Below are 19,784 nucleotides of genomic sequence, written 5' to 3'. Positions count from 1 at the left end.
CTGGCAAGCCGGCGGCGGACACGAGTCCGCCGATCAGGGCTTGCGTTCGACCACCACGTAAGCGGCGGCCATGTCGGATTCGTCGGTAATGGAAACGTGGGCCGCACCAAAGCGCTGCTCGTACCATTGCAGCAGTTCGGGCGCGATCACCAGCACGGGACGCCCGCCGGGCGCGTTCAGCGTCTGCACGCGCCGCCACGTCATGGGCATGCGCATGCCCAGGCCTATGGCCTTGGAAAACGCCTCCTTGGCCGCGAAGCGCGTAGCCAGGAAACGCAGGCCGCGCACCGGGTCGCGGGCGCGGCGCGCGTGGAACTTCTGCAGTTCTTCGACGCCCAGGATCTTTTCGGCAAAACGGTCGCCGTGGCGCGCCAGCGCGCGCTCGATGCGGTCGATGCGCAGCAGGTCCATGCCGATGCCGGCAATGGCGCCTGCGGGCGCAGCGGGGCGGGAAGCGTCAGACATGGGAATCAGCGCGCGGCCGCAGGAAAAAACGGGATACCGGGCTCGCGGTCACAGCCCGCGCAGCGCTTGCAGGCGGGCCTGCACCATCAGCGCCTTCATGTCGCGCACCGCTTTTTCCCAGCCGTCGAACACCGCCTGCGCCACGATGGCGTGGCCGATGTTGAGTTCGGAAATGCCTTCCAGCGCGGCCACCGGCTTGACGTTGCCGTAATGCAGGCCGTGGCCTGCGTTCACGCGCAAGCCGTGGCGCAGCCCTTCGGTCACGGCCAGGCGCAAGCGCTGCAGTTCGGCCTCGGCGGCCTCGCCTTCAGCTTCGGCGTAGGCGCCGGTGTGCAATTCGATCACCGGCGCGCCGGCCTTGGCCGCGGCCGCGATCTGCACAGGATCCGGATCGATGAAGAGCGACACGCGGATGCCGGCCTCGGCCAGCAGGCCCACCGCATCCGACACCGGCCCCATGGCGCCCGCGACTTCCAGGCCGCCTTCGGTCGTCAGTTCGGTGCGCTTTTCGGGCACCAGGCAAACGTCGCTGGGCTTGACCGCGCAGGCGATCTCCAGCATTTCCGCCGTCACCGCGCATTCCAGGTTCATGCGCGTACGCAATTGCGGACGCATGGCGTAGACGTCCTTGTCCTGGATATGGCGCCGGTCTTCACGCAGATGCAGCGTGATCAGATCGGCGCCGGCGTCCTCCGCGCGCAGCGCGGCGAGCACCGGGTCCGGATAGGTCGTGTGGCGCTGTTGCCGCAGCGTGGCAACGTGATCGATGTTTACACCAAGTTCTATCATTGCACTTTCGTTGTTTCTTCCCAGCCGCCGCCCAGGGCCTTGTACAGCTCCACGCGGTTGATCAGCGCGGCCAGGCCAGTCTGGACCAGGGCGAGCTGGGCATTGAAAAAGTCCACCTGCGCGGTCTGCACCTGCAGGTAGCTGTCGATACCATTGGTATAACGCAGATTCGACAGTTCCAGCGTGCGGCCGGACGCGTCCTGCAGGGCGCGCTGGGCATCCAGTTGCGCCCCGTAGGTGGCTTCGCCGGCCAGCGCGTCCGACACTTCGCGGAACGCCTGCTGGATGGACTGTTCGTACTGCGCCACGGCGATATTGTCGCGCGCCTTGGCCAGGTTCAGCCCTTCGCGGATGCTGCCGCCGGCAAACAGCGGCGTGGTGATCGACGGCGAGAAGCTCCAATAGCCCTGGCCGCCCTTGAACAGGTCGCCCAACGAGGGGCTGGCCACCCCTAGCAGGCCGGTCAGCGAGATGGTCGGGAAGAACGCCGCGCGCGCCGCGCCGATATTGGCGTTGGCGGACAGCAGCTGGTTTTCCGCGGCCATGATGTCCGGACGGCGCTCGAGCAGATCGGACGGCAGGCCGGCTGGCACCGTCGCCAGAAGCTGGTCGCGGCCGAACACGGCCGGCGCCGGCAGGTCCGGCGGCAAGGGCGTGCCGACCAGCAGCACCAGCGCGTTCATGGCCTGGGCCTGGGCGCGGGCCAGTTGCGCCAGATCGGACGAGGCCGTATCCAGCAGCGACTTGGCCTGGTTCAGGTCCAGCTCCGAAGCCACGCCGCCGTCGAAACGCCGCTTGACCAGGTCATAGGATTCCTGGCGCGACGCCAGGGTGCGCTGCGTCAGGTCCAGCTGGACCTCGGCGGCGCGCAGGTTGAAGTACGACTGCGCGACCGCGCCGACCAGCGTGATCTGCGCACTCTTCTGCGCCTGCTCGGTCGACAGGTACTGCTGATACGCCGCCTCGGAGAGGTTGCGCAGGCGGCCGAACAGGTCGATCTCGAAGGTGGTCAGGCCGATGCCTGCCTGGTACGAGCTGCTGATCGAACCCGCGCCGGGCTGCCGCATGTTCTGGGGCAGATGCTGACGCTGGCCCTGGATGCCGGCGCCGATGCTGGGCCATTGCGCGCCGCGCTGGATGCCGTATTGGGCGCGAGCCTCTTCCACGCGCTCCACCGCCACGCGCAGGTCGCGGTTGTTGACCAGCGCCAGCTCGATCAGGCTTTGCAGGCGCGGATCGCGGAAGAACTCGCGCCAGCCCAGATTGGCCGCCGGCGTGCCGTCCTGCGGCATGACCGCGGTGGACGGCTGGGTGCCCAGCGAGGTGGGCTTGGCGTAGCCGCCATACTGCACCTTGGGCTGATCGGGCCACGTACCGGAAACCGGCGCATCGGGGCGCTTGTAATCGGGCGCCAGCGAGCAGCCGGCCAACGCCACCGCCACGAAAGCGGACAAGGCGGTCTGTTTGAACTTCAGGGCTTTCATTCCTTGCCCTCCTGGCCACCGTTGGGTTGTGCGGGGTGTTGCGCGGCAGCGTCCGGGGCAACCTGACCGGCCGCCTTCTTGGCCGCCTGCTCTTCCTCGAAGGCGCGCAGTTCGGCGCCCAGCAGGCGCGGCCGGGTCTTGAACAGGCCCAGCACCACCACGAAGAAGGTCGGCACGAAAATCACCGCGAACGGCGTGGCGGCCAACATGCCGCCCAGCACGCCCAGACCCACGGCGCGCTGGCTGGCGGCGCCTGCGCCGGTCGCCATGGCCAGGGGCACCACGCCCAGGATGAAGGCCAGCGACGTCATCAAGATGGGACGGAACCGCAGCCTCGCGGCTTCCACCGCGGATTCATACAGCCCCATGCCGCGAGCGTACTGATCCTTGGCGAATTCCACGATAAGAATGGCGTTCTTGGCCGCCAAGCCGATCACGGTCACCATGCCCACCTGGAAGTACACGTCGTTGGACATGCCCAGCGCGCTGATCAACGCCACCGCGCCCAGCATACCCAGCGGCACCACCAGCATCACCGAAATCGGGATGGCCCAGCTTTCATACAGGGCGGCCAGCACCAGGAACACCACCAGCAGCGACAGGCCCATCAGGATCGGAGCCTGGTTGCCGGCCTGGCGTTCCTGGTAGGAAAGGCCGTTCCACTCGTAGCCGAAGCCCTGCGGCAACTGGCCCACCAGACGCTCCATCTCGGCCATCGCCTCGCCCGTGGTGTAACCAGGGGCGGCGTCGCCGCCGATACGCATGGACTCGTAGCTGTTGTAGCGCACCACCTGCACCGGACCCTGCTTCCACTCGGCCTTGACGAAGGTGGACAGCGGCACCATGCCGCCCTGGCTGTTGCGGGCGTTCAGCTGCAGCACGTCATTGAGCTGCATGCGGTACGGCGCGTCGGCCTGCACCCAGATGTTCTGCATCCGGCCCAGGTTGGGGAACTTGCTCAGGTAGGCGGAACCGACCGCGGTGGAAATCAGCGAGGCGGCCTCGTTGAAGTCCACGCCCAGCGCAGCCGCTTTCTCGCGGTCGATGGTCAGGCTGAGCTGCGCGCCCGGCCCCAGGCCGGTGATGCGCACCTGCGACAGCACGGGGCTCTTCATGACCAGGCCCATGAGTTCGCCGGTGGCCGCGGCCAGGGCGGCGGAACCCGCCGCGCCGCGATCCTGCAGGCGGAAGTCGAAGCCGGTCGCGTTGCCCAGGGACGAAATGGCGGGTGGCACCAAGGTGAACACCTGCGCGTCATGGATGCCCATCAGCTGCTTTTCGAAGGCATGGAAGGCAATGGCGCCCGCCGAGTCCTGGCGCGACTTGCGCTCGCTGAAGTCCTTCAGCGTGACGAAGGCGATAGCGGCGTTCAGGCCGTTGCCGTTGAAGCTGTAGCCCTGCACGGCGATGATGTTCTCGACCGCGGGCACGTCCGAGAAGTACTTCTCGACCTGCTCGATGACCTCGACCGTGCGGTTGGCGGTAGCGCCGGTGGGCAGCTCGATGTTGCTGACCACGTAGCCCTGGTCTTCCTCGGGCAGGAAGGACGAAGGCAGGCGCAGGTACAGCCAGCCCAGCAGCACGACCAGCAGCAGGAACGCCAGCATCATGCGGCCGCCCTTGTGCAGGATGCGCGACACCCAGTTCTGGTAGTTGTGGGTGGTGGCGTCGAACTTGCGGTTGAACCAGCCGAAGAAGCCCTTCTTGTCCTCGTGGTGGCCCTTGGGCACCGGCTTGAGGATGGTGGCGCACAGCGCCGGGGTGAAGGTCAGGGCCAGCAGTGCCGAGAAGAAGATCGACACGGCCATCGCGATCGAGAACTGGCGGTAGATCACACCCACCGAACCGCTCATGAAGGCCAGCGGCAGGAACACCGTCACCAGCACCAGCGTAATGCCGATGATGGCGCCGCTGATCTGCGGCATCGCTTTCTTGGTGGCTTCCTTGGGTGGCAAGCCCTCTGTGGACATGATCCGCTCGACGTTTTCCACCACCACGATGGCGTCGTCCACCAGAATCCCGATGGCCAGCACCATGGCGAACATGGTCAGCACGTTGATGGAGAACCCGAGCGCCAGCATCACCGCGAACGCCCCCAGCATGGCCACCGGCACCACCAGGGCCGGGATCAGGGTGTAGCGGACATTCTGCAGGAACAGGTACATCACCAGGAACACCAGCACCATGGCTTCCGCCAGGGTGTGGACCACCTGCTCGATGGACACCTTGACGTAGGGCGCCGTGTCGTACGGAATGGAGTACGTGATGTTGCCCGGGAAGTACTTGGACAGCTCTTCCATCTGCTGGCGCACGCCCTGGGCGGTGGCCAGCGCGTTGGCGTTGGGCGACAGCACGATGGCGAATGCGGCCGTCGGCTTGCCGTTCAGGCGGGCGCCGAACTGGTAGTTGTCCGCGCCGACTTCGATGCGGGCGACGTCGCGCAGCAGCACCTTGGAGCCGTCGGTGTTGGCGCGCAGGACGATCTTGCCGAAGCCCTCCACCGTGCTCAGCTGGCCGTTGGCCGTGACCGTGGCGGTGATGCGCTGCGAATCCGGGTTGGGCGGCGCGCCGATGCTGCCGCCGGAAATCACCACGTTCTGCTGGGCGATGGCCTGGTTGACCTGCGACATGCTCAGGTTGAACCCGACCAGCTTGGCGGGATCGACCCACACGCGCATGGCGCGCGGCGCCGCGAACAGCTGGAACTGGCCCACGCCGGGCACGCGGGAAACCGGGTTCTTGATGTTGCGGGTGATGTAGTCGGCCAGCGCCGTCTGGTCCAGCGAACCGTCCGTGGACGACACCGCCGCCACCATCAGGAAGCCGGTACTGGTCTGCTCATATTGCAGGCCCTGCTGCTGCACGGCGGTGGGCAACTGCGCGACCACGTTGGACACGCGGTTCTGCACGTCCACCTGCGCCAAGTCTGGATTGGTGCCAGGAGCGAAGGTCGCGGTGATGGTCGAGGTGCCGTAGGAATCGCTGACCGACTCGTAGTAGATCAGGCCCTTGGCGCCGTTGAGCTGGTCTTCGATGATACTGGTGACCTGCTCGGCCACTTCGTTGGCCGACGCGCCGGGGTACGTGGCCGTGATCGTGATCGCGGGCGGCGCTACGTCCGGGTACTGCGAAATCGGCATGTTCGGGATCGCCAGCACCCCGGCCAGCAGGATGAACAGGGCGACTACCCAGGCGAAAATCGGTCTATCAATAAAAAATTGCGGCATGTGGGCTGACTCTGAAAGCGATGCTCACCAAAGAGGAACGCGGCGCTTGCGCCGCGTGCCGCTTAAGATTTCTGGCCTGCGGCCTTGTCCTGCTGCGCAGGTTCGGCCGGCTTGGCGCCAGGCTGCGGGGCGGATTCCGCTGGCTTGGCACCCGGTTGCGCGGGCGCCTGGCCGCCCGGGGCGGGCGTGCCGTTCTTCCATTCGCTGGCCTGAACCGGAGCGCCCGGGCGAACCTTCTGGAATCCTTCCACCACGACCACGTCGCCGGCCTTCAGGCCGCTGGTGACGATCCAGTTGCTCTTGAGGGCGCCGCCGGTGGTGACCGGAATCTGCTCGATCTTGTTGTCCTTGACCAGCATCAGGCTTTGCAGGCCGTCCGCGGTACGCTGCAGCGCTTGCTGCGGCACCATCAGGGCCTTGTCGTCCACGCCCTGCTCGAGGCGCACGCGCACGTACATGCCGGGCAGCAGGATGCCATCGGGGTTGGGGACTTCGGCGCGCAGGTTCACCTGGCCCGTGGTCGGATCCACGGTGATGCCGGTGAACAGCAGCTTGCCCGGCTGGCCGTATTCGGAGCCGTCTTCCAGCACGATGGTGGCGCGCGCCGTATCCTTGCCGACCTGTTGCAGTTGGCCGCTGGCGAAGGCGCGGCGCAAGGATGCGAGTTCCGCGGTGGACTGGGTGAAGTCGACGTAGATCGGATCCAGCTGCTGCACCGTGGCCATCTGCGTGGCCGAAGTGGCCTCGACCAGCGCGCCTTCGGTGACCAGCGGCTTGCCGATGCGGCCGGTAATGGGCGAGGTGACGTCGGTGTAGCCGAGGTTGATGGCGGCATTGTCCTGCGCCGCCTTGGCGGCGGCGACGGAGGCGTCGGCCTGGCGGTACGAAGCCACGGCGTTGTCGTATTCCTGCTTGCTGACGGCGTTGGCCTTGACCAGCGGGGCGTAACGGTCGGCCAGCAGCTTGGCGCTGAACAGGTTGGCCTGCGCCTGCTTGAGCTGCGCCGTCGCCTGATCGTAGGCAGCCTTGTAGGGCGCCGGATCGATCTTGAAGAGCAGTTGGTTTTCCTTGACGTCGCCGCCTTGCTCGAAGGCGATCTTCTGGACGATGCCGGTGACCCGCGAACGGATCTGCGCATCCCGGACGGCGTCGACGCGGCCGGGCAATTCGGACACGATGGGCGCGCGCTGCGGCTGGATCGTAATGACGCTGACCTGGGGCATGCCTGGATTCATGTGCGGCTTTTCGCCGCAACCAGCCAATATCAGTGCGAGGACCCCGCCGGAAAAAGCCAGCCCTGAAACACGTTTAGGCGAAAACCGCATTGAAACCCCCGCGTAGCGTAATTAACCGTAATCGCGTCATGTAATCGCAGTATTTAAGCGCGGCATTGGCCACGTTAAATAAGAAGCATGCGTCATCAAGGCACGTAATCAGCCCAGTAATGTAACTCAGTTATTGGGGAAATCACTGATTTTTAGTGCTTCAAATGCCACGCGCGCGGGGATTTCATACAACAGATCAGCTCTCGGAAAGCTCCCGCAACTTGCCCAGGAACACATAGCCCATGCCGTGCACGGTATGCAGCGGCAGCCTGGCGCCGGCCAGCAGGACCTTGCCGCGCAGGCGGCAGATCGCCACATTCAGTGTGCGCATGGTGGTGCGTTTGCGCACCGCCATGAATTCATCGCGCCGCAATTCCCTGGCGGGATTGCCCGCCAGGCAAAGCAGGCAGGTACGCTCCAGGGCTGTCAGGCCGATGCGGGCTCCATGGGGCGTAAGCAGTGTCCAGCCCTGGTAGACCAGGGACCACCAGCCGTCCATGGCGTAAGAAGTGTCGGCCGCGCGGGCGGGCGCGACCTGTGCAAGGCGAGCGGGGGCATTCACGACGGATCTCCACCAGGAAGGCCCGCGCCGCACGGGGTGGCGGCCGGTTCCCGGAACAAGGTTGCAATTGGCCCCGAAAGCCTACCGCTGGAACCCGTGGGCGTTGAAATTGCAAGGCATCTATAAGACCAATCCGGCAGGAAATCCGTCCGGACTTTGTCCAGATGTGCCGCACTCGCCCCCCCTGCCCGCCAGCTCAGGTGCGCTTGCCGTTGCGATGGATATCGTGAGTGACGAAACAACTGTCCTGGGTCGGACGGGCCAGGATCCCGGGCTTGGCGAGCGTCGCGCGGATGTCGGCCAGGCCCGACTCCCAGTGCTCGCGCATGGCCTCGGTGCCGAATTCGTAGTCCTTGGAAAAGCGCTCGCGGTGCTTGGACTCGTAGATGAGGTTGATGATGTTGGTGGCCGGCGTATGGGACAGCTTGCGGATCTCGGCGAACTCCGCCGCGTTGCGCTCGGCCGCCGGCAGCTTCGCCAGCAGGCGTTGCAGGCCGTGGCGCAGCTTGAGCACGCGCCGCAGCTGGTCCGTGACCAGGCGGGTGCGGCTGGAGTACTGGATATCCTTCTGGCGCTCGGCCACTTCCTCCAGGTTGCTCGGCAGGCCGCCGCGCGCTGGCCACAGATCGACCTGGAACGCCAGCGTGTCCCGCATGCTGTCGGTGGTCAGCACTTGTGCCAGCGGCGTGTTGGACACGACGCCGCCGTCCCAATAGTGTTCGCCGTCGATCTCGACGGAAGGGAAGCCTGGCGGCAAGGCGCCCGAGGCCATGATGTGCTCGGGCCGCAGCGTGTCCTTCAGGCTGTCGAAGTAGGCGAAGTTGCCGGTCCGCACGTTGACCACGCCAAAGCTGGCGCGCACGGCCCCGCTATTGAGCAGGTCGAAGTCCACGAACTCCCGCAAGGTCGCAGCCAGCGGCGTGGTGTCGTAGAAGCTGGTGGACGCCGCGCCCCTGCCATGCACCAGGTAGGGCGGCGGAAAACGCGGTTTGAAGAAGCCTGGCTGGCCCGAGAACAAGGCCTGGAAGGCTGACACATGCCCGTTCATGACCGGCGAACCAAAGCCGAACGGCAAGCCTTCGAACATGGGACCGAGCGTCTCGCCCCAGGGTACCGAAGCGAAACCCGCCGGCCGGCAGATGGCTTCCCAGAAGCCGCGCAGGCGCTCCACGCGCTCGTCCTCGGGCGACCCCGCGATGATGGCCGCGTTGATCGACCCGATGGAAATGCCGGAAATCCAGTTGGGCCGGATACCCGCTTCGTGCAGCCCCTGGTACACCCCGGCCTGGTAGGCCCCCAGCGCCCCGCCGCCTTGCAGCACCAGGGCGACGACTTCATAGGGCGGCGTATCGCCGGTGTCTTGCTTCGGAGCCTTGCGGCGAGTACTCATGCGGCTTCCTCTAGGCAGGGCCGGCGGACCGCCCTACTTGTTTTTGTCCGGCAACTGCGGCGCAGCCACGCCCGCGCGGAACGGATACTTGGAGAAGATCTGCGCTACCACCTTGTCCGTGTTCTCGGGCGAGGCGCTGGCATCGGGCTGGACCTCGCCCACCGCCACGCCTTCCCACACCAGCTGTCTGCGGCGCGCGTCGACGAGGTCGATGTTCAAGGTGCCCTCAGTATATTGGTAGACGTCATCGCCCCAGCCGTAGCCGGGCCAGCCGCCATAGAAGCCGGCGCGATAGCCGTAGTACGGACCCATGGGCGGCGCGGCCGGAGTGACCTGCACCTTCTGCTGCAGCTTGGCGCTGAAGTTGACCAGCAGGTCGGGATTTGCTGCGCTATAGGTATAGCCGCGCATTTCCATCTGGCCGCGCGTGGCGTTCTTCAGGCGCTCGGTCAGCAAGGTGCTGTAGCCGGCCTTGTCGGTGCCCAACGGCGTCATGTACCCGAAGGTTCGGTACTGCGCGAAATTTGCCTGATGATCGTAGTCGCTCTTGACGTCAGGGCCAGTGGCGCAGGCCGCCAACAACGCCGTCATGGAACCCGCAACCAGCAATTTGAACGCTTTCATGTCGTTTTCTCCGTGAGCCCGATGCCTGAACATAGTGCCGCGAAGCCTGCAAAATTTCAACAGAATCTCATTCGCATCGCGTCCGCCGTGAACCACGGGCACAGCCCCCGTCCATTACACTTTCAGCTATCCCATACCCTGACCACGGCACGACAAAGATGTTGGAACTCGACGGCTCGATTTGGTTTCGCTCCGGCGCCCAGACCTGGGGCGGAAAAAACCGCATAGACCTGCTGGCGCAGATCGACGCCACGGGATCCATCACGGCCGCCGCGCGCGCCGTGGGCATGAGCTACAAGGGCGCATGGGACGCCATCGACGCCATGAACAATCTGGCGGGCGAGCCTTTGGTGATCAGGGCCGCCGGCGGCAAGGGCGGCGGCGGCACGCGCCTGACGGACCGCGCGCGCGGCCTGATCGGCACCTTCCGCGCCCTGGAAGCCGAACACCGCAAGTTCATGGAAAACCTGACCCGCGCTGGCGTGAACGCCAGTGGCGACATCGATCTCATGAGGCGTTTCATGCTCAAGACCAGCGCACGCAACAAACTGCTAGGCACCGTCATCCAGATCCGCGCCGGCGCCGTCAATGACGAAATCGTGCTGCGCATCGCGGGGGGCCTGACCATCACGGCCACCATCACCCGTGAAAGCACGCAGGAATTGGGGCTGGCGACCGGCAAGGAAGCCATCGCGCTGATCAAGGCGTCGTCCGTCATCGTGGGCGCGCCCGGCCCCGGCCTGCGCCTGTCGGCGCGTAATCAGCTGCCGGGCAAGATCACGGCATTGCGCCCGGGCGCCGTCAATAGCGAGATCCTGATCGGACTGGACGGCGGCATGACGCTGGCGGCCATCGTCACCAATGAAAGCGCGCAGGACCTGGGATTGGACGCAGGCGCCGACGCGGTGGCGATCTTCAAGGCTTCCAGCGTGATTCTGGGCGTGCTGGACTGAGCCGATCAGACGCCCACGTCTTCATCGTGGCGTCGCACCCTGCCCTCGCGCACTTCGAACACCTCGTCGGCCAGCGCATCCACATCCGCCGGGTCGTGCGTGATCAGCAGCATCGGCACGTCCAGCTGGCGCTGCAAGGCATTCAGTTCCAGCCGCATCTTGCCGCGCAACTGCGAATCCAGCGCTGAAAAGGGCTCGTCCAGCAGCAGGATGTCGGGCCGCAGCATGAGGGCTCGAGCCAACGCCACCCGCTGCTTCTGGCCGCCGGATATCTCGCTGGGATAGCTGCCCACGATGGAACCCAGTTCGAACGCGTCCACCCAGCGCTGCGCCTCGGGCCCGACCTCGCGCCGGGGCGGGTTGCGCCAGCCGCGGCGCAGCCCGAAAGCGATGTTCTGCGCCACTGTCAGGTGGGGAAACAGGGCGTAGTCCTGGAACAGGTAGGCCACCCGGCGCGATTGCGCCGGCAGGTTGACGCCGGCGTCCGTGTCGAACAGCACGCGGCCGTTGATCTCGATGCGGCCCGCGTCAGGGCGCAGCAGGCCCGCCACCGCGCGCAGGGTCAGGCTCTTGCCCGCGCCCGAGGGGCCGAACAGCGCTATACGCTTGGCTGACGAATCGAATGCGACGTCCAGCGCGAAGCGCCGGTCGCCGGACACCATCTGCTTGCGCACCTGGATGCTGACGCTCATAGCGCGCTCCCGTTGCGCCGGCCGCTGCTGACGGGCACCAGCTTGCCGGCCAGCAGCAGGACCACCACGCAGGTCACCGAGGTGACCAGCACCAGCATGTTGGCCGTGGCGTCGTCGCCCGCCTGCACCGCCTCGTAGATGGCGACCGACAGAGTCTGTGTCCGTCCCGGCAGGTTGCCGGCGATCATCAGCGTGGCGCCGAATTCGCCCAGCGCCCGCGCGAAGGCCAGCAGCACCCCGGCGGCGATGCCGCGCGCGGCCAGCGGCAAGGTGACGCGGAAGAAGACCCCCGCTTCGCACACTCCCAACACGCGCGCCGCGCTTTCCAGTTGGCTATCAACGTTCTCGAAGGCGGCCCGGGCGGATTTGAACACCAGCGGAAAAGCCACCACCGAAGCCGCGATCACCGCGCCCTGCCAGGTGAAGACCAGTTCGATGCCCCAGCCCGCCAACGTCTCGCCGATGATGCCGCGGCGCCCCAGCAGCACCAGCAGGTAGTAGCCGAGCACCGTGGGCGGCAACACCAGCGGCAAGGTCAACAGCGCGTCCAGCAGGTCGCGCCCCGGCCAGCGCCAGCGCGACAGGCCATAGGCCGCGGCGGTGCCCGCCACGGTCGCCAACAGCGTTGCCCAGCCCGCCACTTTCAGGGAAAGCAGCAGGGGCACCCAAACCGGATCACTCATCAATGCCTACGATTCAACGGATATCAGGGCTTCTGGAAGCCGTAGCGCGACAGTATCGCCTGACCTGCGGGAGACAGCACATAGGCAACGAAGCTTTCGGCTTCCTTGGCAGCGGCTTCACGGGTGGTGACGGCGATGGGATAAGTGACCGGCGTCTGCGAAGGCACGCGTACCGCGACCTTGACCTTGTCCGCCATGATGGCCGCGTCGGTCGCGAACACGAAGCCCGCATCGACCTCGCCGCGCGCCACGTAGTCCAGGCTCTGGCGCACGTTCTGGGCCAGCACGCTCTTGGCCTGCACCGCGCTCCAGAGGCCGGCCGTCTCCAGCGCGCCCTGCGTGTAGCGGCCCACCGGCACCGATGCCGGGTTGCCATAGGCGATGCGCTTGATGTCGTCGCGGGTCAGGTCCTTGAGCGCGGTGATGTTGGCCTTGCTGTCCGTCGGGACGATCAGCACCACCTGATTGGCGGCAAAGTCCACGCGGGAGGCCGGCTTGACGGCCTTTTCCTCGACCGCCTTGTCCATGGCCTTCTGGTCCGCCGAGGCGAACACATCGGCCGGCGCGCCCTTGACGATCTGCTGCAGCAGCACGTCGGACGCGCCGAAGTTCAGGATGACCTTGGTGCCGGCATGCTCTTTTTCGTAGCCTTGCGCGACTTCCTTGAAGGCGTTGGTCAGGCTGGCGGCGGCCGACACCACCAGGTCGCCGGCAGTGGCGTTGGCGCTCCATGCGGCGGCCAGCGCCAAGGACAGCGCCACGATCGGACGTTTGCGGAACATGTTCTTCTCCCGGGGAAATCGCTAAGTCGGTAACGAAATATATATAGGTATATAACGCTCGTCAATTTGGCTACCCAGAGAGCATTGAGCAATATCAAGGAGTGGCGGGCGCGGGCTTCAGCCGCGCGCCACCGTGGTCGCGTGCACCGCCTCGGGCGCCAGCCGCGCCTGCAGGTGCTCCAGCGCCAGCTCGGGCCGCGCCGCGCCGCACATGAAGATGTCCAGCGCCGCGAACGCATGCTCGGGCCAGGTGTGGATGCTGATGTGGGATTCGCTCAGCAGGACCACGCCGGTCACGCCCGCGCCCTCGCCGAAATGATGGAAATGCGCGCTCAGCACGTGCGCGCCCGCCGCCTGCGCCGCGGCGATCAGGTCGCGTTCCAGCGCTTGCGCGTCTGTCAGGCGATCCGCCGGCACGCCGCGGAAATCCGCCAGCACGTGGCGGCCGGGTGTGGCGTGCGGGGTCACTTGTGGGACCCACCCGAGGACCAGCCCGATCCGCCCGAAGAACTGCTGCCCCAGCTGCTGCTGGAGCCGCCGCTGGACATGCGCGCACCGGGGGTGTTGAAGCCGGTGGCGAAAATCACCACCACGATGGCGTAGACGGTGTAAAAGAGCTTGCCCATCCTGTTTATTCGTCCTTGCCAGATAATTTGTCCGCCACCGCCGCCGGAATCCACAGGAACGCCGCGCCGATCAGGATCGGAACGATGCCGCCACTGAAAATGGTGTCGATATTCAGGAAGGCCAGCACGATCATGGCCGTCCAGGCGAACTTGCGATAGCCCCCGGGCTTGCCGCTGAGCGGCATGGCCTTCTGCTTGGCAAGTTCGGGATCGCCGAACCATTCAGCCAACTGCGCCGGCGCCACCGGCCCCGAGGCGGACCAGCCCAATTCGGACTCGCTCAGTTCGCGGGTCAGCTTGAGGTTGCCGGCCTTGTAATCCGTGATCTTGGTGCTGTCGCCGACCTTGACGCGCCAGTTGAAGGCGCCCAGGGCCAGTTCCACGCGCGAGGTGTAGTCGTACAGCTTCTGATAAAGCTTGGAGCGCCAGCGCACGCTGCTGGCGTTGTTGTGGCTGGGCCAGGTGTCGCATACCTGCGCCCGCTCCCAGCCCTCGTCGGTTTCCACCAGCCAGATGAAACCCTTTGCGGGATTGAACAGCAGGTATTCGATCCAGTCGGACGGTTCCTCGGGATCCGGATCGGCGCACTTCATCAGGCCGATGAGCGTATAGGACGCGCCATCGATCTTGGCCACCGCGCCCAGCGACAAGGTGGTCTTGATGGCTTTGACCTTGCGGGCCTTTTCGATGACTTCGGCCGTGGGCCCCGAGCAGTCGACCGCGGCGGCGCACGAGGGGCAGACCACTTGCGTGGCCATGGCGGCCACGAAGCTTATCGGGCCGCCGCAGTTGGGGCAGTCCAGCGCCTTGATCTGGCCGCGGAAACGGCCGGCGGTCTCCTCGACCTGCTCGTTGGTCCGCAGCGATGCCGCCTGCATGGCGGACAGGTCGAATGCCTTGCCGATGTACAGCTCGGGCTCGGGCCCGTCGGAAAAGTCCAGCGTCAGGAACGCGTCCAGGCAGCGGTAGTCGGCCACCTTGGCCAACCAACCTTCGCCCGGCACGAAGGGCAACTCGCCTTGCGTGCCGCCCGCCTGGCAGGCGCGCACGTCGGCGGCCGTGAAGCGCTGGCCGTCCAGCTTCAGTTCATCGCCGGGCGCGATGTCGTCGAACGCCGGCATGCCCTGCGTAGACTTGACCTTGCGCCGCCGGGTCACGGCGTACTGGCCCGACGCGTCCGACAGCCAGCCGTCGGAACCGTCCTCGAACCACAGGTACCACTCGTTCCAGAAGCCGTCGTCGTAGCGCAGCTGGACGCGGCCGATCAGGTCGAAGCGCTTGCCTTCATAAGTGCCGGCCGCGCCCAGGCACAAGGGCGAGTAGTCCTCCAGGACCTCGGCCGCCTCGCCGATGCGCTTGACCGACTCGGCGTCCTTCAGCAAGGTGCTGCGGCAGGCGCCGCAGACCGCCATGACCGATGCCGCGGACGTGAACTTGACTGGGGCGCCGCACTGCGGACACAGAACCTGCTGCATGGAGCCTTAGCTGGTGAGTTTCTTCAGCACTTCGGCCTTGGCCGAATCGTAGTCCGCGGCCGTGATCAGGCCCTTGTCCAGCAGATCCTTGAGCTGCTGCAGCCGCTGCGCCGGATCTGCGCCCGCGGCGGCGGGCGCCTGCTGGGCGGGCTGCGGCGCGGCCTGCGGCTGCCCCTGGGCGCCTGCCAAGCCCGCGGCCATGGTCTGGCCCAGCGCCGCGCCGGCCGCCAGGCCCGCGCCGATGCCGGCGATGCCGCCTTCGTTCTGCGCGGCCATCGGTATGGCCGTGGCGGTCTGGTACTGGGTGAACTTGCCCAGGTCGCCGGCCATGCCCATGGAGATCCGCGTGTCCAGCGCCTTCTGCAGCTCTTCCGGCAGCGACACGTTCTCGACCGTGAAGTTGTCCAGCTTGACGCCGTAGCGGTCGAACACCGGCGCCAGCTGTTCAGCGATGCTTTGCGACATCAGCCCCTGGTTGCCGGCCATGTCCAGGAACGGCACCTTGGAGCCGCCCAGCGCCGTCGTCATCGCCGCGACCACCATGTTGCGCAGTTGCGCTTCCAGGTCGTCGACGGTGTATTCGTCGCGCGTGCCGCTGATCTCGCGGTAGAACTTGGCGGGATCGGAGATCTGATAGGAATACACGCCGAAAGCGCGCAGCCGCACCATGCCGAATTCGCTGTCGCGCAGCGTCACCGGCTGCGCCGTGCCCCAGCGCCGGCCCAGTTGCAGGCGCGTGCTGAAGAAGATCACATCCGACTTGAAGGGAGACTCGAACAGCTTGTCCCAGTTCTTCAGGTAGGTCAGGATCGGCAGCGTCTGCGTGGTCAGCTTGTACATGCCGGGGCCGAACACGTCGGCCACCTTGCCTTCGTTGACGAACACCGCCATCTGCGATTCGCGCACGGTCAGGCTGGCGCCGTACTGGATTTCGAAATCCTGCATGGGATGACGCCAGGCGAGCACGCCGTCGCGGTCCTCGTTCCATTGCAGGATGTCGATGAACTGTTTGCGGATGAATGAACCGAGACTCATGAGTCGTTCTCCTGTCAGATCGAGTGCGGCGCGCGGCCGCGTCAGGTCAGGCTGGCGGCGTTGACGATGCCCGCGGCGATGGAAATCGAGCCGATCAGCCCGCCCATGGCGATGTTGTTTTCTTCGATGGCCTCGTTCATGCCGCGCACGGTCTGGGATACGCCCACGTACACGACCAGCTGCACCAGCATGGCCACCAGGCCCCACAGCAGGAACATGGCATAGCTGGCATGGATCGCGATGCTGGAGCACAAGGTGAAGCTGAAGCCGACCAGCGCGCCGCCATACGACAGCGCGGCGGCGATATTGCCTTCGCGGATCAGCTCGAATTCCTTGTAGCGCGTGACGGCCGTGTAGACCAAGGTGAAGACACCCAGCATGGCAAGCGCAGATGCCATGTAGATAAGATAGGTCACCACCGGATGCATTGCTTCTCCCATTGCCGCCCTCCTAATTGCGCGCAGTATATACGGCGCGTTCGATATACTGCGAACGCATTTTTCGTGTCGGACACCTCATGCGCGACCGCGTTCTCATCCTTTCGGTATTGATCGTCGCCTCCTGCGGTTTGGGCTATGAGCTCATCAGCAGCGCGCTGGCCAGCTATTTGCTGGGGGATTCGATACTGCAGTTCTCTTCCGTCATCGGCTGCTATCTCTTCGCCATGGGCATAGGTTCATGGTTGTCAAAATATGTAAGAGACGAAGACGTTTTGAATCGCTTCATCGACGTGGAGCTGCTGGTCGCCCTGTTGGGCGGCGTCTCCGCCGCGGTGCTGTTCCTGGTCTTCGCCTGGCTTTCCGCGCCCTTCCGCGCCGCCCTGTATGTCGGCGTCTTCGTCATCGGCCTGATGGTCGGGATGGAGATTCCGCTGGTGATGCGAGTGTTCAATCAGCGCAAGGCCGAGTTCCGCGAAATCGTCAGCCGCGTGCTGACCTTCGACTACCTGGGCGCGCTGGCCGTGTCGCTGGTGTTTCCCCTGCTGCTCGCGCCCAAGCTCGGATTGCTGCGCACCAGTTTCCTGTTCGGCATCATGAACGCCAGCGTGGCGCTGTGGACCACCTGGCTGTTCCGCGCGGAACTGCGCAGGCCCGGCGAAAAAGCCATCCGCGCTGGGGTGGTGATCGGGTTTTTGGGGATGGGCTTCATCTATTCCGGCAGCATGACGGCCTGGGCCGAGAAAGGCCTGTACGGCGACGACGTGGTGCACGCGGAAACCACGCAGTACCAGCGCCTGGTGGTCACGCGCTGGCACGACGACCTGCGCCTGTACATCAACGGCAACCTGCAGTTCTCGTCGCGCGACGAGCACCGCTATCACGAAGCGCTGGTGCACCCCGGCCTGCAAGCCCTGCCCTGGGCGCGCAATGTGCTGGTGCTGGGCGGCGGCGACGGCCTGGCGGTGCGCGAAATCCTCAAGTACAAGAATATCGAACATGTGACGCTGGTGGATCTGGATCCGGCCATGACCGGCCTGTTCTCCCGCTCCGAACCGCTGGTCAAGCTGAACCAGGGGTCGCTGAAGGATCCCCGGGTCACGGTGATCAATGACGACGCCGGCCGCTGGCTGGAAACCCACGCCGAGGTCTATGACTACATCGTGGTGGATTTTCCGGACCCGTCCAACTTCGGCCTGGGCCGCCTCTACTCGGTCCCGGTCTATCACCTGATGGCGCGCCACCTGGCCGAGAACGGCTATATGGTGGTGCAGTCCACCTCGCCCTACTTCGCGCCGCGCTCATTCTGGAGCGTGGACGCCACCTTGAAGGAAGCCGGCCTGAACACCTGGCCGTACCATACCTACGTGCCGTCCTTTGGCGACTGGGGCTTCATTCTGGCCAGCAAGCGCCGCGACTACGAGCCGCCCACCACGATTACCGTGCCCACGCGCTACCTGGACCCGGTCACGACGCGCGAACTGTTCCACTTCCCCGCCGACATGCCCGCGCTGGCGATGCCTCCGAACCGTCTGAACGAGCAATCGCTCGTGCGCTACTTCGACGAGGACTGGCGCAAGGTCATCCGCTGATGCGGCGGCGCAGCTTCCTCTTGGGCGCGGCCACGGCCGCCGTCGCCGGCACCGCCGGGTACTACCGTTCGCGCATCGTCGAGACCACGCCGGAAATCCATTACCCGGGCATGCAGGCAGGCCATGCCTTGCGCGACGCAGCGGCCTGGCCTCAGCCCTCCGCCAGCCGCCAGCGCGACGTCGTGATCCTGGGCTCGGGCGTGGCAGGCCTGTCCTGCGCCTGGAAGCTGGCGCGCGAAGGGCACACGGATTTCCTGGTGGTGCAGGGCCCCGAACTCGAAGGCAACGCGGCCGCCGGCCAGCGCGACGGCCTGGACTACCCCTTGGGCGCGCACTACCTGCCGCTGCCCTCGATGGCCTCCACGCACATACGCGAAATGCTGGCCGATTTCGGCATCATCGAGCGCGGCGCAAGTACCCCCCGCCCCTACTACGACGAGACCGCGCTGGTGCACTCGCCCCAGGAGCGCCTGCTGCGCGGCGGCCATTGGGAAGAGAACCTGCTGCCCATGAGCGGGCTGCCGGAAGCGGACCTGGCGCAGCACCGCAAATTTCTTGCGCTGATCGATCGTCTGCACACGCAGACCGGCAACGACGGCCGCAAGGTCTTCAGCATTCCGCTCACGCTGTCGTCGCAGGACCCGGCCTGGCGCGCGCTGGACGCGATTACGTTCAAGCAATGGCTGGACCGCGAGGGCTATACCTCGCCCGCGCTGCACTGGTACCTGAACTATTGCTGCCGCGACGACTACGGCGCACAGTACGACGCGATTTCGGCCTGGGCGGGCCTGCACTACTTCGCCAGCCGCGACGGCCATGCCGAAAATGCCGGCGAAGGCGCGGTGCTGACCTGGCCTGGAGGCCTGTCGACGTTGATGCAGCGCATGCGCGACGCCATCACGAACAAGCTCGGCCATGTCGACTGGCTGGCCGCCGGCACGGCGGTCCGGGTACAGGAGACGCCTGCCGGCGCGCTGGTCACCTGCCTCGCCTCGTCTTCCAGCGCCTACACGGTGCAGGCGCGCCGCGCCGTGTGCGCGATGCCCTTGTTCGTGGCTCAGCGCATCCTGCCCGACATCCGCTCCTATGGCTACGATCCGGCGGTGCACGCGCCGCCGCACGCGCCCTGGATGGTGTCGAACTTCGTCATGGAAGGCTACCCGGCCGAAGCCCCGGGCGAACCGCTGTCCTGGGACAACGTCGTCTACCAGGGCAAGGCGCTGGGCTATGTCGTCTCCACGCACCAGCTGCTGCGCGTGGCCCGTACGCCGCGCTGCGTCTTCACGGCGTATCACGCGCTCAGCGGACAGACGCCCCAGGCCGCGCGCGAGTGGCTGACCCGCGCCAGTCCGGAAGAACTGCGGGCCGAGGCCGCGTCCGACCTGGTCGCGGCCTACGGCAAGGAGTTCTGGCGCCATGCGCGCCAGCTGGAAATCACGGTGCGCGGCCACGCCATGGCCTCGCCGCTATGCGGCTACCTGTCCAATCGGGGATTGGCCGCGCTGCGCGACGTGGACGGTCCGGTGCTGTTCGCGCACTCAGACCTTTCAGGCTATTCCGTATTCGAGGAGGCCTCGTGGTGGGGCGTGGCCGCGGCAGGACGGATCATGGGCCGGAAGCCGCCGCAGGCCTGAAGTTCGCGC

General features: G+C 66.0%; 19 protein-coding genes. 3 read left to right on the top strand and 16 right to left on the bottom strand.

Features of this window, described 5'->3' with window-relative positions; all coding sequences use genetic code 11:
- Window positions 1-33: 33 nt before the first annotated feature.
- The 8 genes from acpS to IB258_RS05220 form a co-directional block, all read right to left on the bottom strand.
- On the bottom strand, window positions 34-465 hold the full coding sequence (gene acpS / locus IB258_RS05255; protein ID WP_054452884.1) for a holo-ACP synthase: 432 nt from the start codon (window positions 463-465) through the stop codon (window positions 34-36).
- A 48-nt stretch (window positions 466-513) separates the two neighbouring features.
- Entirely contained in the window at window positions 514-1,254 is a 741-nt protein-coding gene (gene pdxJ / locus IB258_RS05250) for a pyridoxine 5'-phosphate synthase (protein ID WP_054452886.1), read from the bottom strand.
- Window positions 1,251-2,738: an efflux transporter outer membrane subunit gene (locus tag IB258_RS05245; protein ID WP_054452888.1), complete on the bottom strand. Its 1,488-nt coding sequence runs from the start codon at window positions 2,736-2,738 to the stop codon at window positions 1,251-1,253. The genes pdxJ and IB258_RS05245 overlap by 4 nt, the downstream gene beginning before the upstream one ends.
- Window positions 2,735-5,965 carry a multidrug efflux RND transporter permease subunit gene (locus IB258_RS05240; RefSeq protein ID WP_119449990.1) on the bottom strand — a complete coding sequence of 1,077 codons (3,231 nt, stop codon included), beginning with the start codon at window positions 5,963-5,965 and terminating at the stop codon, window positions 2,735-2,737. The genes IB258_RS05245 and IB258_RS05240 overlap by 4 nt, the downstream gene beginning before the upstream one ends.
- A 62-nt stretch (window positions 5,966-6,027) precedes the next feature.
- Window positions 6,028-7,290 carry an efflux RND transporter periplasmic adaptor subunit gene (locus IB258_RS05235; protein WP_054452892.1) on the bottom strand — a complete coding sequence of 421 codons (1,263 nt, stop codon included), beginning with the start codon at window positions 7,288-7,290 and terminating at the stop codon, window positions 6,028-6,030.
- Between the two features lie 196 nt (window positions 7,291-7,486).
- Entirely contained in the window at window positions 7,487-7,852 is a 366-nt protein-coding gene (locus IB258_RS05230; protein ID WP_054452894.1) for a winged helix-turn-helix domain-containing protein, read from the bottom strand.
- Window positions 7,853-8,048: 196 nt separating this feature from the next.
- Window positions 8,049-9,242, bottom strand: a complete 1,194-nt coding sequence (locus IB258_RS05225; RefSeq protein ID WP_054452896.1) for a patatin-like phospholipase family protein — start codon at window positions 9,240-9,242, stop codon at window positions 8,049-8,051.
- A gap of 33 nt (window positions 9,243-9,275) precedes the next feature.
- Window positions 9,276-9,866, bottom strand: a complete 591-nt coding sequence (locus IB258_RS05220; RefSeq protein WP_192352264.1) for a DUF4136 domain-containing protein — start codon at window positions 9,864-9,866, stop codon at window positions 9,276-9,278.
- A 158-nt stretch (window positions 9,867-10,024) separates the two neighbouring features.
- Here IB258_RS05220 and IB258_RS05215 point away from each other — a divergent pair, with 158 nt between their 5' ends.
- Window positions 10,025-10,819, top strand: coding sequence for a TOBE domain-containing protein (locus tag IB258_RS05215; RefSeq protein WP_054452900.1), 795 nt, complete (start codon window positions 10,025-10,027; stop codon window positions 10,817-10,819).
- A gap of 5 nt (window positions 10,820-10,824) precedes the next feature.
- Here the strand turns inward: IB258_RS05215 and IB258_RS05210 are convergent, their stop codons facing one another.
- The 8 genes from IB258_RS05210 to IB258_RS05175 form a co-directional block, all read right to left on the bottom strand.
- Window positions 10,825-11,511, bottom strand: coding sequence for an ATP-binding cassette domain-containing protein (locus IB258_RS05210; protein ID WP_088153547.1), 687 nt, complete (start codon window positions 11,509-11,511; stop codon window positions 10,825-10,827).
- Window positions 11,508-12,194 (bottom strand): molybdate ABC transporter permease subunit, encoded by a 687-nt coding sequence (modB, locus tag IB258_RS05205; RefSeq protein WP_054452904.1) that lies wholly within the window; start codon window positions 12,192-12,194, stop codon window positions 11,508-11,510. The genes IB258_RS05210 and modB overlap by 4 nt, the downstream gene beginning before the upstream one ends.
- 23 nt (window positions 12,195-12,217) lie before the next feature.
- On the bottom strand, window positions 12,218-12,976 hold the full coding sequence (modA, locus tag IB258_RS05200) for a molybdate ABC transporter substrate-binding protein (RefSeq protein ID WP_054452906.1): 759 nt from the start codon (window positions 12,974-12,976) through the stop codon (window positions 12,218-12,220).
- Window positions 12,977-13,093: 117 nt separating this feature from the next.
- Window positions 13,094-13,444: an adenosylmethionine decarboxylase gene (gene speD, locus IB258_RS05195; RefSeq protein WP_054452908.1), complete on the bottom strand. Its 351-nt coding sequence runs from the start codon at window positions 13,442-13,444 to the stop codon at window positions 13,094-13,096.
- Entirely contained in the window at window positions 13,441-13,602 is a 162-nt protein-coding gene (locus tag IB258_RS05190) for a hypothetical protein (RefSeq protein ID WP_175163941.1), read from the bottom strand. Before IB258_RS05190 ends, speD begins: the two co-directional genes overlap by 4 nt.
- Window positions 13,603-13,607: 5 nt before the next feature.
- Entirely contained in the window at window positions 13,608-15,077 is a 1,470-nt protein-coding gene (locus IB258_RS05185) for a DUF4178 domain-containing protein (RefSeq protein WP_192352263.1), read from the bottom strand.
- Between the two features lie 6 nt (window positions 15,078-15,083).
- Complete coding sequence (locus IB258_RS05180; protein ID WP_054452912.1) at window positions 15,084-16,112, bottom strand: SPFH domain-containing protein; 1,029 nt, start codon at window positions 16,110-16,112, stop codon at window positions 15,084-15,086.
- 41 nt (window positions 16,113-16,153) lie between these two features.
- Window positions 16,154-16,540, bottom strand: a complete 387-nt coding sequence (locus tag IB258_RS05175; RefSeq protein WP_054452914.1) for a DUF350 domain-containing protein — start codon at window positions 16,538-16,540, stop codon at window positions 16,154-16,156.
- 89 nt (window positions 16,541-16,629) lie between these two features.
- Between IB258_RS05175 and IB258_RS05170 the strand changes: the two genes are divergently transcribed.
- Window positions 16,630-18,141: a polyamine aminopropyltransferase gene (locus IB258_RS05170; RefSeq protein WP_054452916.1), complete on the top strand. Its 1,512-nt coding sequence runs from the start codon at window positions 16,630-16,632 to the stop codon at window positions 18,139-18,141.
- On the top strand, window positions 18,141-19,775 hold the full coding sequence (locus tag IB258_RS05165) for an NAD(P)/FAD-dependent oxidoreductase (protein WP_192352262.1): 1,635 nt from the start codon (window positions 18,141-18,143) through the stop codon (window positions 19,773-19,775). The genes IB258_RS05170 and IB258_RS05165 overlap by 1 nt, the downstream gene beginning before the upstream one ends.
- Window positions 19,776-19,784: the final 9 nt, after the last annotated feature.

This window comes from Achromobacter sp. ACM02, assembly GCF_014851605.1.
In the GTDB taxonomy this organism is placed as follows: domain Bacteria; phylum Pseudomonadota; class Gammaproteobacteria; order Burkholderiales; family Burkholderiaceae_B; genus Achromobacter; species Achromobacter aegrifaciens.
Note: the sequence above shows the minus strand (reverse complement) of the source record. Positions and strands in the feature narration are given on the sequence as shown.